General features: G+C 68.3%; 14 protein-coding genes. 13 read left to right on the top strand and 1 reads right to left on the bottom strand.

Features of this window, described 5'->3' with window-relative positions; translation table 11 throughout:
- Window positions 1-104 precede the first annotated feature (104 nt).
- Window positions 105-806, top strand: a complete 702-nt coding sequence (locus tag AB0E69_RS02670) for a demethylmenaquinone methyltransferase (RefSeq protein WP_360138404.1) — start codon at window positions 105-107, stop codon at window positions 804-806.
- A gap of 47 nt (window positions 807-853) precedes the next feature.
- On the opposite strand, the gene AB0E69_RS02675 is transcribed toward AB0E69_RS02670, so the two are convergent.
- A complete protein-coding gene (locus AB0E69_RS02675) occupies window positions 854-1,009 on the bottom strand; it encodes a hypothetical protein (protein ID WP_360138407.1) in 156 nt (51 codons plus the stop codon).
- 335 nt (window positions 1,010-1,344) lie between these two features.
- Here AB0E69_RS02675 and AB0E69_RS02680 point away from each other — a divergent pair, with 335 nt between their 5' ends.
- The 12 genes from AB0E69_RS02680 (at window position 1,345) to nuoK (ending at window position 13,290) form a co-directional block, all read left to right on the top strand.
- Window positions 1,345-2,658: a geranylgeranyl reductase family protein gene (locus AB0E69_RS02680; RefSeq protein ID WP_360138410.1), complete on the top strand. Its 1,314-nt coding sequence runs from the start codon at window positions 1,345-1,347 to the stop codon at window positions 2,656-2,658.
- A gap of 107 nt (window positions 2,659-2,765) precedes the next feature.
- On the top strand, window positions 2,766-3,125 hold the full coding sequence (locus AB0E69_RS02685; RefSeq protein WP_360138413.1) for an NADH-quinone oxidoreductase subunit A: 360 nt from the start codon (window positions 2,766-2,768) through the stop codon (window positions 3,123-3,125).
- A gap of 1 nt (window position 3,126) precedes the next feature.
- Window positions 3,127-3,681 carry an NADH-quinone oxidoreductase subunit B family protein gene (locus tag AB0E69_RS02690; protein ID WP_360138416.1) on the top strand — a complete coding sequence of 185 codons (555 nt, stop codon included), beginning with the start codon at window positions 3,127-3,129 and terminating at the stop codon, window positions 3,679-3,681.
- Window positions 3,678-4,385, top strand: coding sequence for an NADH-quinone oxidoreductase subunit C (locus tag AB0E69_RS02695; RefSeq protein ID WP_360138419.1), 708 nt, complete (start codon window positions 3,678-3,680; stop codon window positions 4,383-4,385). Before AB0E69_RS02690 ends, AB0E69_RS02695 begins: the two co-directional genes overlap by 4 nt.
- Window positions 4,385-5,722, top strand: coding sequence for an NADH-quinone oxidoreductase subunit D (locus AB0E69_RS02700; RefSeq protein WP_360138422.1), 1,338 nt, complete (start codon window positions 4,385-4,387; stop codon window positions 5,720-5,722). The genes AB0E69_RS02695 and AB0E69_RS02700 overlap by 1 nt, the downstream gene beginning before the upstream one ends.
- A complete protein-coding gene (gene nuoE, locus AB0E69_RS02705) occupies window positions 5,723-6,556 on the top strand; it encodes an NADH-quinone oxidoreductase subunit NuoE (RefSeq protein WP_360138425.1) in 834 nt (277 codons plus the stop codon).
- Between the two features lie 2 nt (window positions 6,557-6,558).
- On the top strand, window positions 6,559-7,860 hold the full coding sequence (nuoF, locus tag AB0E69_RS02710; RefSeq protein ID WP_360138428.1) for an NADH-quinone oxidoreductase subunit NuoF: 1,302 nt from the start codon (window positions 6,559-6,561) through the stop codon (window positions 7,858-7,860).
- Window positions 7,857-10,286, top strand: a complete 2,430-nt coding sequence (locus tag AB0E69_RS02715; RefSeq protein WP_360138431.1) for an NADH-quinone oxidoreductase subunit G — start codon at window positions 7,857-7,859, stop codon at window positions 10,284-10,286. The genes nuoF and AB0E69_RS02715 overlap by 4 nt, the downstream gene beginning before the upstream one ends.
- The gene (gene nuoH, locus AB0E69_RS02720; RefSeq protein WP_360138434.1) at window positions 10,283-11,611 is read left to right on the top strand and encodes an NADH-quinone oxidoreductase subunit NuoH; all 1,329 of its coding nucleotides are present in this window, start codon (window positions 10,283-10,285) and stop codon (window positions 11,609-11,611) included. The genes AB0E69_RS02715 and nuoH overlap by 4 nt, the downstream gene beginning before the upstream one ends.
- Window positions 11,604-12,152: an NADH-quinone oxidoreductase subunit NuoI gene (gene nuoI, locus AB0E69_RS02725; protein WP_360138437.1), complete on the top strand. Its 549-nt coding sequence runs from the start codon at window positions 11,604-11,606 to the stop codon at window positions 12,150-12,152. Before nuoH ends, nuoI begins: the two co-directional genes overlap by 8 nt.
- Window positions 12,149-12,994, top strand: coding sequence for an NADH-quinone oxidoreductase subunit J (locus AB0E69_RS02730; protein WP_360138440.1), 846 nt, complete (start codon window positions 12,149-12,151; stop codon window positions 12,992-12,994). Before nuoI ends, AB0E69_RS02730 begins: the two co-directional genes overlap by 4 nt.
- Window positions 12,991-13,290, top strand: a complete 300-nt coding sequence (nuoK, locus tag AB0E69_RS02735) for an NADH-quinone oxidoreductase subunit NuoK (RefSeq protein ID WP_360138443.1) — start codon at window positions 12,991-12,993, stop codon at window positions 13,288-13,290. The genes AB0E69_RS02730 and nuoK overlap by 4 nt, the downstream gene beginning before the upstream one ends.

A 13,290-nucleotide genomic window follows, 5' to 3' on the forward strand; every position in this document is an offset into this window, starting at 1 on the left:
ACCCCGGATCACGGCAGCCGGACACCTCCCTGTGGATGCACTCACGAGATGCAAGCGTATGCCTGCCCACCCACTCACTCGAAGCCGCGTGATGAACTAGACAGGTGACCCGCGCAGATCTCAGCAAGGACCCGCATGCCGTAGCGGCCATGTTCGACAATGTGGCCGAGGGGTACGACCGGACGAATGCGGTCGCGACGATGGGGCTGGAGAAGCTGTACTGGCGGCCGGAGACGGTCAAGGAGATCGCGCCACGGAAGGGGATGAAGATCCTCGACCTGGCGGCCGGGACCGGCGCGTCCAGTATCAAGCTGCGCGAGGCGGGCGCCGAGGTGGTGTCGTGCGACTTCTCGGTCGGCATGCTCCGGGTCGGCAAGCGCCGGTACCCCGAGCTCGACCTGATCGCCGGCGACGCGCTCCGGCTCCCGTTCACCGACGGCACGTTCGACGTGGTGACGATCTCCTGGGCGCTGCGCAACGTGAACGACGTCGCCGTCGCGCTCGAGGAGATGCGGAGGGTCACCCGCCCCGGCGGCCGGCTCGTCGTCCTCGAACAGTCGCACCCGACCTGGAAGCCGTTCCGTGTGGTGTACCTCGAGTACATGATGCGAGCCGTCCCGGCCGTCGCCAAGGTCGTCTCCACCAACCCCGAGGCCTACGAGTACCTCGCCGAGTCCACCCGCGCCTGGCTCCCCCAGGAACCTCTGGCCCGAGCCATCCAGTCGGCCGGCTGGTCCCACGTCCAGTGGCGCAACCTGACCGGCGGCCTGGTGGCAATCCACCGCGGTGTGAAACCCCTCCACTGAGCGGCGCCAGGCGGAGCTCGAGGAAGACCCCACCTGGCGCGCGCCGGTCAGCGCTTCCAGTGACCGCCGTGCTCCGAGCAGACCTGCCCGGTGGTGTTGCACTTCGAGCAGGTCAGTCTGGTCCCGGCGATGCCGCGGTTACGCCCGCCGTTGCAGGCCTGGCAGTCCTGAAGCGTCCGGTAGCACTTTTCACAATCGCTCATGTGTTCCTCCCCTAGAAGGCGTCCGAGCCCGACGCGAGCATCGCGAAGTCCCGGCCGTCACCGGGACCGTAGACCGGCGCAGCAGCGCTCGGCAGGGTGGCCGCGGGAACTGTCAGGTATTTGTCAGGTGGGTCGCTTCGGCATACCTGTGTCGCCACTGGTATGCCGAAGCTGGGAGATCGATTTTCGCAAGGTTCGGTGCGCGTAAATCGCTTGCCTGCAAGGGGGTTGGGGCGAGTTTCGTGTCTGTGTCAGGCAGTCCTAGACTGTCAAGTGACGAGTGCTCGTGAAGCGATTCACGAGCGCACCAGCCCCCAGCCAGGCCAGGAATCGAGATGAGCCAGAGCGTGCCGAGCGCGCAGCAGGTGGAGACCGCCGATGTGATCGTCGTCGGTGCCGGCCCGGCCGGATCGGCTGCGGCGTACCACTTGGCGAACGCCGGCCTCGACGTGCTGCTGCTGGAGAAGACCGCGTTCCCGCGGGAGAAGGTGTGCGGCGACGGGCTGACCCCGCGCGGCACCAAGCAGCTGATCAACATGGGCATCGACATCTCCGAAGAGGCCGGCTGGATCCGCAACTACGGTCTGCGGATCCAGGGCGCCGGGCACCAGTTGCAGCTCGACTGGCCGGACCTGGCCAGCCACCCGAACTACGGCCTGACCCGGAACCGGATGGACTTCGACGACATGCTCGCCCGGCAGGCCGTGAAGGCCGGGGCGCGGCTGCGCGAGCGGACCAACGTCAGCGGCCCGATCCTCGACGACCGCGGTCACATCGTCGGCGTCACTGCGAAGCCGGTCGACGACAACGGCCGCCGGGCCGGTGCCGACCTCGAGTTCCGGGCGCCACTGGTGATGGCGGCCGACGGCAACTCGTCCCGGCTGAGCATCGGGATGGGCATCCACAAGCGCGACGACCGCCCGATGGGTGTCGCCGTCCGGACCTACTTCACCAGCCCGCGGACCAACGACGACTACCTCGAGTCCTGGCTCGAGCTGTGGGCCGAGGACCCCAAGCAGCCAGGGCAGAAGGTGCTGCTCCCCGGCTACGGCTGGATCTTCGGGATGGGCGACGGCACCGTCAACGTCGGCCTCGGCATCCTGAACACCTCGGACGCGTTCGGCAAGGTCGACTACGCCGACCTGCTGAAGCAGTGGCTGAAGGTCACCCCGGACGAGTGGCAGTTCCGGGACGAGTACCAGACCATCCCGATCCGCGGGGCGGCGCTGCCGATGGGCTTCAACCGGCAGCCGCACTACACCCGCGGCCTGATGCTGCTCGGCGACGCCGGCGGCATGGTCAACCCGTTCAACGGCGAGGGCATCCCGTACGCGATGGAGTCCGGGGCGTTCGCCGCCGAGGTCGCCGCCCAGGCGCTGCGCCGGCAGCCGAACCAGCGCGAGCGCGCGTTGTCGGCGTACCCGAAGGCGCTGAAGCAGGAGTACGGCGGCTACTACACGCTCGGCCGGATCTTCGTGAAGCTGATCGGAAATCCGGAGGTGATGCGGCTGTGCACCAAGTACGGTCTGCCGCGCACCACCCTGATGAAGTTCACCCTGAAGTTGCTGGCCAACCTCACCGACCCGCGCGACGGCGACGTGATGGACAAGATCATCAACGGGCTCACGAAACTCGCTCCGGCCGCCTGAGCGGCGGGGCGGGTGAACTGCGCCACAGCGGTACTGATAACACAGTCCCAGTAACGGGCTGACCGAAAAGACAGGCACCACCGGCTGAAGGAGGGAGCACCGAACCGATGCACCCCTACACACCGATTATCGCTCTTGGTGTGCTCGCGCTGCTCTTCGTGGCGGGCAGCATCGTCGTGAGCTCGCTGGTCGGACCGAAGCGCTACAACCGCGCCAAGCTCGACTCGTACGAGTGCGGTATCGAACCGACTCCGCAGCCGGTCGGCGGTGGCCGCTTCCCGGTGAAGTACTACATCACCGCGATGCTGTTCATCGTGTTCGACATCGAGATCGTCTTCCTCTACCCGTGGGCGGTGGCCTTCGACCAGATGGCGCTGTTCGGGCTGGTCGAGATGGTCATCTTCATCGTCACCGTCTTCATCGCGTACTCCTACGTATGGCGTCGCGGTGGACTGGAGTGGGACTGACATGGGTCTAGAAGAACAGCTTCCGGCCGGCGTACTGCTCGGCACCGTCGAGGGCCTGCTGGGCTACATGCGCAAGGCGTCGTTGTGGCCGGCAACCTTCGGCCTGGCCTGCTGCGCGATCGAGATGATGACCACCGGCGCCCCGCGGTACGACGCGGCCCGGTTCGGCATGGAGGTGTTCCGCGCGTCGCCGCGGCAGGCCGACCTGATGATCGTCGCCGGCCGGGTGAGCCAGAAGATGGCCCCAGTACTGCGTCAGATCTACGACCAGATGCCGAACCCGAAGTGGGTGCTGGCGATGGGCGTCTGCGCCTCGTCCGGCGGCATGTTCAACAACTACGCGATCGTGCAGGGCGTGGATCACGTCGTCCCGGTCGACATGTACCTGCCCGGCTGCCCGCCGCGGCCGGAGATGCTGCTGGACGCGTTCCTGAAGATCCACGAGCAGATCCAGCACATGAAGCTCGGCGCGCACAAGAAGGCGCTGCAGACCGAGCAGGAGGCCGCGGCCCTGACCGCCGCGCCGACGATCGAGATGAAGGGTCTGCTCCGGTGAGTGACACGCAACCCGAGAACCTTCCGGCGACGTCCGCCGCTGGTGACGCGCAGACGCCGGGCGCGGAGGTCATCGATCAGCGCCAGGGCATGTTCGGTGTCCGCGGTACCGGTGACACCTCCGGCTTCGGTGGCCTCAAGCGCCAGGTCGCACTGCCCGGCGGTACGCCGAAGCCGTACGGCTCCTGGTACGACGCCGCCACCGAGCGGCTCGAGGGCCTGGTCGGTGACGGCGCGATCGAGAAGGTCGTCGTCGACCGGCACGAGCTGACTCTGCACATCGAGCGCGAGAAGCTGGTCGAGGTCGCCCAGCACCTGCGCGACGACGAGGCCCTGCGGTTCGAGTTCTGCTCCGGCGTCAGCGGCGTGCACTACCCGAACGAGACGGACCGCGAGCTGCACGCCGTCTACCACCTGTTCTCGATCACCCACAACCGGCGGATCCGGCTCGAGGTGTCCTGCCCGGACAGCGACCCGCACATCCCGTCGATCGTCTCGGTGTACCCGGCCAACGACTGGCACGAGCGCGAGACCTGGGACTTCTTCGGCATCGTCTTCGACGGGCACCCGGCGCTGACCCGGATCCAGATGCCCGACGACTGGCCGGGGCACCCGCAGCGCAAGGACTACCCGCTCGGCGGCATCGACGTCGAGTACAAGGGCGCCGTCATCCCGCCGCCCGACACGCGGAGGTCGTACAACTGATGACCACTACAGACCCCTACGCGACCACGCGCGACACCACCGAAGGCAAGGTCTTCACCGTCACCGGTCAGGACTGGGACTCGGTGGTCTCCGGCCTCGGTGAGGAGCCGGAAGAGCGCGTCGTCGTCAACATGGGCCCGCAGCACCCGTCCACGCACGGCGTGCTCCGGCTGATCCTCGAGCTCGAGGGCGAGACGGTGACCGAGGCCCGCTGCGGCATCGGCTACCTGCACACCGGTATCGAGAAGAACATGGAGTTCCGCTCCTGGACGCAGGGCGTCACGTTCTGCACCCGGATGGACTACCTGTCGCCGTTCTACAACGAGACGGCGTACTGCCTGGCGGTCGAGCGGCTGCTCGGGATCGAGGACCAGATCCCGGAGAAGGCCAACGTGATGCGGGTGCTCCTGATGGAGCTCAACCGGATCAGCAGCCACCTGGTCTGCATCGCCACCGGTGGGATGGAGATCGGCGCGCTGACCGTGATGACGATCGGCTTCCGCGAGCGCGAGATGACGCTGGACCTGTTCGAGCTGATCACCGGCCTGCGGATGAACCACGCGTTCATCCGGCCGGGCGGTGTCGCCCAGGACCTGCCGCCGGGCGCGCTGGACAAGATCCGCGAGTACATCACCTGGATGAACAAGCACCTGCCGGAGTACGCCGAGCTCTGCAACGCGAACCCGATCTTCAAGGCCCGGCTCGGCAACGTCGGCTACCTCGACCTGGCCGGCTGTATGGCGCTGGGCATCTCCGGCCCGCCGGTCCGCTCGACCGGGTACGCGCTGGACCTGCGCAAGACCCAGCCGTACTGCGGTTACGAGACCTACGACTTCGACGTACCGACCTGGGACAGCTCGGACTCGTACGGCCGCTTCCGGGTCCGGCTGCAGGAGATGTGGGAGTCGCTGAAGATCATCGAGCAGTGCGCCGACCGGCTGGAGAAGATGGACGGCCAGCCGGTGATGGTGGCGGACAAGAAGATCGGCTGGCCGAGCCAGCTGGCGGTCGGCTCCGACGGTATGGGCAACTCGCTCGACCACATCAAGCACATCATGGGCGAGTCGATGGAGGCCCTGATCCATCACTTCAAGCTGGTCACCGAGGGCTTCCGGGTGCCGGCCGGCCAGGCCTACGTGGCGATCGAGTCGCCGCGTGGCGAGCTGGGCTGCCACGTCGTCTCCGACGGCGGCACCAAGCCGTACCGGGTGCACTTCCGTGACCCGTCCTTCGCAAACCTGCAGGCGATGCCGATCATGTGCGAGGGCGGCCAGGTCGCCGACGTGATCGTCGCCGTCGCCAGCCTTGACCCGGTGATGGGTGGAGTGGACCGATAGATGGCCGAGAACCACGCGACTGCTACCGACAAGCCGGTGCCGTACAGCACCGGTGACTCGAAGATCACCGAGACCACGATCGCGGAGATGCGCGAGCTCGCGGCCCGGTACCCGGAGGCCCGGTCCGCGCTGCTGCCGATGCTGCACCTGGTGCAGTCGGTCGAGGGCCGGGTCACTCCCGAGGGCATCGAGATCTGCGCCGACCTGCTCGGCCTGACCGGTGCCGAGGTGTCGGCGGTGGCCACCTTCTACACGATGTACAAGCGCCGCCCGGTCGGCGACTACCACGTCGGCGTCTGCACCAACACGCTGTGCGCGGTGATGGGTGGCGACCTGATCTTCGACCGGCTCAAGCAGCACCTCGACGTCGGCAACGACGAGACCACCGAGGACGGCAAGATCACCCTCGAGCACCTCGAGTGCAACGCCGCCTGCGACTACGCACCGGTGATGATGGTGAACTGGGAGTTCTTCGACGACATGACGCCGGAGTCGGCGACCAGGCTGGTCGACGACCTGCGCGAGGGCACCGAGGTGAAGTCGCCGCGCGGTGCGACGATCTGCACCTGGCGCGAGGCCGAGCGGGTGCTGGCCGGGTTCCCGGACGGCCGCGCCGACGAGGGCCCGACCGGCGGCAAGGCCTCGCTGGCCGGCCTCCGCCTGGCCCGAGAGCGCAACTGGACCGCACCGAACGGCAACGGCGGCCAGGCCGATACCGGCCGCGCGGCCGAGGCGACGGTGTCCCCCGAGGCCGCGGCCGGTCCGCGGCCGTCCGACCAGCCGGGCAAGGAGTCCCAGGCGGTCAACGGGGACGACACCCGGAAGGAGAACTGACCATGCTGACCCCGGTGCTGTCCGACAACTGGGACCAGGTCAACGCCTGGCAGCTCTCGGCGTACCAGCGCACCGGAGGGTACGACGCCCTCCGGACGGCGCTCGCGATGGCGCCCGCCGACGTGGTGACCGCGGTCAAGGACTCCGGTCTGCGCGGCCGCGGCGGTGCGGGCTTCCCGACCGGGATGAAGTGGTCGTTCATCCCGCAGGACAACCCGAAGCCGAAGTACCTCGTGGTGAACGCGGACGAGTCCGAGCCGGGCACCTGCAAGGACATCCCGCTGATGATGGCCTCGCCGCACACCCTGGTCGAGGGCGTAATCATCGCCTCCTACGCGATCCGTGCGTCGGTGGCGTTCATCTACGTCCGCGGTGAGGTGCTGCACGTGGTCCGGCGGCTGCAGCAGGCCGTCCAGGAGGCGAAGGACGCCGGCTACATCGGCACCAACATCCTCGGCACCGGCTACGACCTCGACGTGGTCGTGCACGCCGGCGCGGGCGCCTACATCTGCGGCGAGGAGACTGCGCTGCTCGACTCGCTGGAGGGTCGTCGCGGTCAACCCCGGCTGCGTCCTCCCTTCCCGGCCGTGGCCGGCCTGTACGGCTGCCCCACTGTCATCAACAACGTCGAGTCGATCGCCTCGGTTCCCGTGATCCTGAAGAAGGGTGCCGACTGGTTCTCCTCGATGGGCACCGAGAAGTCCAAGGGCATGACGCTGTACTCGCTGTCCGGGCACGTCACCCGCCCGGGTCAGTACGAGGCGCCGCTCGGCATCACGCTGCGCGAGCTGCTCGACCTGGCCGGCGGGGTCCGCGAGGGCCACACGCTGAAGTTCTGGACGCCGGGTGGTTCCTCGACGCCGCTGCTGACCGCCGAGCACCTCGACGTACCGCTGGACTACGAGGGCGTCGGCTCGGTCGGGTCGATGCTGGGCACGAAGGCGCTGCAGATCTTCGACGACACCGTCTGCGTGGTGCGCGCGGCCCTGCGCTGGACCGAGTTCTACAAGCACGAGTCCTGCGGCAAGTGCACCCCGTGCCGCGAGGGCACCTGGTGGCTGGTGCAGATCCTCGAGCGGCTCGAGCACGGCAAGGGCACCGAGGAGGACCTGGTCACGCTGCTCGACCTGTGCGAGAACATCACCGGCCGGTCGTTCTGCGCGCTGGCCGACGGTGCGACCGCGCCGATCAGCAGCTCGATCCAGCACTTCAAGGACGAGTACCTGGCGCACTTCGAGAACGGCGGCTGCCCGTTCGACCCGATGGCAAGCACTGTCTTCGCGACCGCTGGAGCTAGCGCATGACGATCCAAGCGAACCCGCCGGCCGGTTCGGAGGTGGAGCGCACCGACCTGGTGACCGTCACCATCGACGACATCGAGGTGAAGGTTCCGAAGAACACCCTGCTGATCCGGGCCGCGGAGCAGATCGGGATCCAGATCCCGCGGTTCTGCGACCACCCGCTGCTCGACCCGGTCGGCGCCTGCCGCCAGTGCCTGGTCGAGATCACCGACGCCGGCAACGGCCGCGGGATGCCGAAGCCGCAGGCCTCGTGCACGATCACGGTCGCCGACGGCATGGTGGTCCGGACCCAGGTGTCCTCGCCGGTCGCCGACAAGGCGCAGCACGGGAACATGGAGTTCCTGCTGATCAACCACCCGCTCGACTGCCCGGTCTGCGACAAGGGCGGCGAGTGCCCACTGCAGAACCAGGCGATGAGCAACGGGCGCGGCGAGAGCCGGTTCCACGAGATCAAGCGGACCTACCCGAAGCCGATCAACATCTCGGCCGAGGTGCTGCTGGACCGCGAGCGCTGCATCCTCTGCGCGCGCTGCACCCGGTTCTCCGAGCAGATCGCCGGTGACCCGTTCATCGCGCTGATCGAGCGCGGCGCGCTGCAGCAGGTCGGGATCTACGAGAAGGAGCCGTTCGAGAGCTACTTCTCCGGCAACACGATCCAGATCTGCCCGGTCGGTGCGCTCACGAGCGCGGCGTACCGGTTCCGGTCCCGGCCGTTCGACCTGGTCTCGGTGCCCTCCGTGGCCGAGCACGACTCGTCCGGTGCGGCGATCCGGGTCGACTACCGGCGCGGCAAGGTGATGCGCCGGCTGGCCGGCGACGACCCGCAGGTCAACGAGGAGTGGATCTCCGACAAGGACCGGTTCGCGTTCCAGTACGCGACCACCGGCGACCGGCTGACCCACCCGATGATCCGCGAGAACGGCGAGCTCCGGCCGGCGTCCTGGCCCGAGGCGCTGACCTTCGCGGGCGAGCGGCTGACCGCGGCCCGCGGCAACGCGGCCGTACTGACCGGTGGCCGGCTGACCCTCGAGGACGCCTACGCGTACTCGAAGTTCGCCCGGGTCGCCCTGGGCAGCAACGACATCGACTTCCGGGCCCGTCCGCACTCCGGTGAGGAAGCGGACTTCCTCGCCGCCGCGGTCGCGGGTTCGGGTCTCGGTACGACGTTCGCCGACCTGGAGAAGGCGAGCTCGGTGCTGTTCGTCGGGTTCGAGCCCGAGGAAGAGGCACCGGCCGTGTTCCTGCGGCTGCGCAAGGGCCTCAAGACGCACGGCACCAAGGTGTTCACGGTCGCGGCGTACGGCTCGCGGGGTGTGGAGAAGCTGGACGGCGTCGTCGTACCGGCCTCGCCCGGCACCGAGGCGACCGTGCTGGCCGATCTCGGCGGTGCCGGTGAGACCGGCGCGGCCGCGCGGGCCTCGCTCGGCGCGGACTCGGTGATCATCGTCGGCGAGCGGCTGGCCACGGTGTCCGGTGGGTACTCCGCCGCGCTTCGACTGGCTCTGGACACGGGTGCTCAGCTTGCCTGGATCCCGCGGCGCGCGGGTGACCGCGGTGCGCTCGAGGCCGGCTGCCTGCCGGGCCTGCTGCCCGGTGGCCGCCTGGTGACCGACCCGCAGGCGCGGGTCGACCTACAGGCCGCGTGGGGTGTCGAGAACCTGCCCGGCGAGGTCGGCAAGGACCTGAGCGAGATTGTCGCGAACGCCGGATCGCTGCAGGCGCTGGTCGTCGCGGGTGTCGAGATCGACGACCTGCCCGACCCGGCCGCGGCGCTGGCCGCGCTCGAGGCGGCGCCGTTCGTGGTCAGCTTCGAGGTCCGCAAGTCGCAGGTGACGGAGTACGCCGATGTCGTCTTCCCGGTGGTTCCGCCGGCGGAGAAGTCCGGCACCTTCGTGAACTGGGAGGGCCGCGAGCGGTCGTTCCCGGTCGTGCTCAAGCTGCCGACCGCGATGCCCGACGTCCGGGCGCTGGCCGCGCTGGCGCAGGAGATGGACCGCCCGCTCGGCTTCAGCACGCCGGAAGGCGCGAAGCGCGAGTACGACGAGCTCGGCCGCTGGGACGGCGACCGCGCGCAGGAGCCGACGTACCAGGCCGGTCCGGCGCTCGGCGCGTTCGACTCCACCCGCCTGGCGACCTGGCGGATGCTGATCGACGACAGCCGCGCCTGCGACGGTGAGCCGCACCTGACCGCGACCGCGCGCAAGCCGGTGGCGCGGATCTCGGTCACCACCGCGCACCGGGTCGGCGTCACCGACGGGGACGAGCTGGTGGTGAGCACCGACGCCGGGTCGATCCGGCTGCCGGTCGTGATCATCCCGATGACCGACAACGTGGTCTGGCTGCCGGCCAACTCGGCCGACTCGCACGTCCGCCGGTCGCTGCACGCAGACCATGGCTCGATCGTGACGATCGCCGGAGGAAACGCATGACGAACATCGCCCTCGCGGTGCCGGACGCCGGGGTCGGGCATGACCCCTGGTGGGTGATCCTGATCAAGGTCCTGATCATCTTCGTCTTCCTGGTGCTGCTGACGCTGTTCAACATCTGGTGGGAGCGCCGGGTGGTGGCGCGGATGCAGCAGCGCATCGGCCCGAACGTGCACGGACCGCAGGGTCTGCTGCAGTCGCTGGCCGACGGCGTGAAGCTGATGCTCAAGGAAGACCTGATGCCGAAGGGCGTGGACAAGCTCGTCTACGTGCTGGCGCCGGCGATCGTCGCCGTACCGGCGTTCCTGACCTTCGCGGTGATCCCGTTCGGGCCGACCGTGAAGATCCCGTGGACCGACACCTACACCCGGCTGCAGCTGACCGACCTGCCGGTCTCGGTGCTGTACGTGATGGCGATCGCCTCGATCGGCATCTACGGCATCGTCCTCGGCGGCTGGTCGTCGAACTCGACGTACTCGCTGCTCGGCGGGCTGCGGTCGAGCGCGCAGATGATCTCGTACGAGGTCGGCATGGGCCTGGCGCTGGTGACGGTGTTCCTGTTCGCCGGCTCGATGTCCACCTCGGAGATCGTGGCGGCGCAGGGCCACCAGACCGTGCACTGGTTCGGGCACGCGGTCACGCTGCCGGGCTGGTACGCGTTCCTGCTGTTCCCGTCGTTCGTGATCTACGTGATCTCGATGGTCGGTGAGACGAACCGGGCACCGTTCGACCTGCCGGAGGCCGAGGGCGAGCTGGTGGCCGGCTTCTTGACCGAGTACTCCTCGATCAAGTACGCGATGTTCTTCCTGGCGGAGTACATCAACATGGCCACCGTGTCGGCGCTCGCGACCACCCTGTTCCTGGGCGGCTGGCGGGCCCCGTGGCCGATCTCGATCTGGGACGGCGCGAACTCCGGCTACTGGCCGGTGCTGTGGTTCATGGGCAAGCTGATGTGCTTCATCTTCTTCTACATCTGGCTGCGCGGGACGCTGCCGCGACTGCGCTACGACCAGTTCATGAAGATCGGCTGGAAGGTCCTGATCCCGATCTCGCTGGCCTGGATCCTGCTGGTCGCCACCGTCCGCGCGGTCGGCCGGGAGACCACCTTCAGCCGGACCACGCTGGTGGTCACCGCGATCGTCGCAGTGGTCCTCGTGATCGGCACCGCAGTGATTCCGCAGAAGCCCAAGACCGAGGAGATTCCGGAGGACGACGGCAAGGACTTCGACGCCTTCGCCGGCGGCTTCCCGGTGCCACCACCAATGGCCGTCAAGACTCCGAGCCAGAGCACGACGGAGTCTTTCAGCAAGGAAGGCAGCCGTGGCTAGTGTCAAAGAGTCCCTCTGGGACCCGGTAGCCGGGTTCGGCGTCACCTTCCGGACGATGTTCCGGAAGGTGTTCACCGAGGAGTACCCGTTCGACAAGAAGCCGACCGCCCCGCGGTTCCACGGCCGGCACCAGCTGAACCGCTGGCCCGACGGGCTGGAGAAGTGCATCGGCTGTGAGCTGTGCGCGTGGGCGTGTCCCGCGGACGCGATCTACGTCGAGGGCGCCGACAACACCGAGGGCGGCCGGATGTCGCCGGGCGAGCGGTACGGGCGCGTCTACCAGATCAACTACCTGCGCTGCATCCTCTGCGGTCTGTGCATCGAGGCCTGCCCGACCCGGGCGCTCACCATGACCAACGAGTACGAGCTGGCCGACACCAGCCGCGAGTCCCTCATCTACGAGAAGAAGGACCTGCTGGCGCCGCTGCTCCCGGGCATGCAGGAGCCGCCGCACGACATGCAGCTCGGGGCCACCGAGAAGGACTACTACCTCGGGCTGACCGGTGCCGCTGTACCGGCCGAGGGGAGTGACGCCAAATGATGCCGTTGGTCACCGGCGGCCAGGTCGCCTTCTGGATGCTCGCGCCGATCATGATCCTGGCCGCGATCGGCATGGTCCTGGTCCGCAAGGCGGTGCACTCGGCGCTGCTGCTGGCGACGGTGATGATCTGCCTCGCGGTGCAGTACGCCGCGCAGGACGCACCGTTCCTGTTCGCGGTCCAGATCATCGTCTACACCGGCGCGATCCTGATGCTGTTCCTGTTCGTGCTGATGCTGGTCGGCGTCGATGCGTCCGACTCGCTGGTCGAGACGATCCGCGGCCAGCGGCTGCTGGCCGGGCTCGCCTTCCTGGGCTTCGGCATCCTGCTCGTCGCGGCCGTTGGCAACGCGATCTACGGCCACCCGATCGGCCTGGCCGACGCGCAGCCGGACGGCAACCCGAAGGGCATCGCGCAGCTGCTGTTCGGCAAGTATGTGTTCGCCTTCGAGGTCACCTCGGCGCTGCTGATCACCGCGGCACTCGGCGCGATGATGCTGGCGCACCGCGAGCGGCTGACCAAGAAGCGTACGCAGCGCGACCACGCCGAGGAGCGGATCCGCAAGTACGCCGAGCACGGCATCCACCCGGGTCCGCTGCCGACCCCCGGCGTACTGGCCCGGCACAACGCCGTCGACACGCCGGCGCTGCTGCCGGACGGGTCGATCGCACCGACCTCGGTTTCGCGGGTGCTGCAGGCACGTGGCACCGTGTTCCCCGAAGCCGAGGAGCGCTCGGACATCGACGAGGTCCGCAAGCTGAACGCGGGCAACGTCGGCGACGACGTACCGTCCGAGCCCGAGAGCACCGACCTCTCCGGATTTGGTGAAGGAGACAAGCTGTGACGACCGAGCCGTACATCGTGCTCGCGGCGATCCTTTTCAGCATCGGCGCGTTGGGCGTGCTGGTACGCCGGAACGCGATCGTCGTCTTCATGTGCGTCGAGCTGATGCTGAACGCGACGAACCTCGCGTTCGTCAGCTTCGCCCGTCAGCACGGCAACCTCGACGGCCAGATCGCCGCCTTCTTCGTGATGGTGGTGGCCGCGGCCGAGGTCGTGGTCGGGCTGGCGATCATCATGGCCATCTTCCGCACCCGTCGCTCGGCCTCGGTCGACGACGCCAACCTGCTCAAGTACTGA

Origin of the sequence: Kribbella sp. NPDC026611, from assembly GCF_040638345.1 — a bacterium.
In the GTDB taxonomy this organism is placed as follows: domain Bacteria; phylum Actinomycetota; class Actinomycetes; order Propionibacteriales; family Kribbellaceae; genus Kribbella.

Bases quoted from the DNA above. Each gene is read 5' to 3' on its own strand.
- nuoE (WP_360138425.1), top strand. From the start codon at position 5,723: ATGGCCGAGAACCACGCGACTGCTACCGACAAGCCGGTGCCGTACAGC.
- AB0E69_RS02700 (WP_360138422.1), top strand. From the start codon at position 4,385: ATGACCACTACAGACCCCTACGCGACCACGCGCGACACCACCGAAGGC.
- AB0E69_RS02685 (WP_360138413.1), top strand. From the start codon at position 2,766: ATGCACCCCTACACACCGATTATCGCTCTTGGTGTGCTCGCGCTGCTC.
- AB0E69_RS02715 (WP_360138431.1), top strand. From the start codon at position 7,857: ATGACGATCCAAGCGAACCCGCCGGCCGGTTCGGAGGTGGAGCGCACC.
- AB0E69_RS02675 (WP_360138407.1), bottom strand. From the start codon at position 1,009: ATGAGCGATTGTGAAAAGTGCTACCGGACGCTTCAGGACTGCCAGGCC.
- AB0E69_RS02690 (WP_360138416.1), top strand. From the start codon at position 3,127: ATGGGTCTAGAAGAACAGCTTCCGGCCGGCGTACTGCTCGGCACCGTC.
- nuoF (WP_360138428.1), top strand. From the start codon at position 6,559: ATGCTGACCCCGGTGCTGTCCGACAACTGGGACCAGGTCAACGCCTGG.
- AB0E69_RS02730 (WP_360138440.1), top strand. From the start codon at position 12,149: ATGATGCCGTTGGTCACCGGCGGCCAGGTCGCCTTCTGGATGCTCGCG.
- nuoH (WP_360138434.1), top strand. From the start codon at position 10,283: ATGACGAACATCGCCCTCGCGGTGCCGGACGCCGGGGTCGGGCATGAC.
- AB0E69_RS02680 (WP_360138410.1), top strand. From the start codon at position 1,345: ATGAGCCAGAGCGTGCCGAGCGCGCAGCAGGTGGAGACCGCCGATGTG.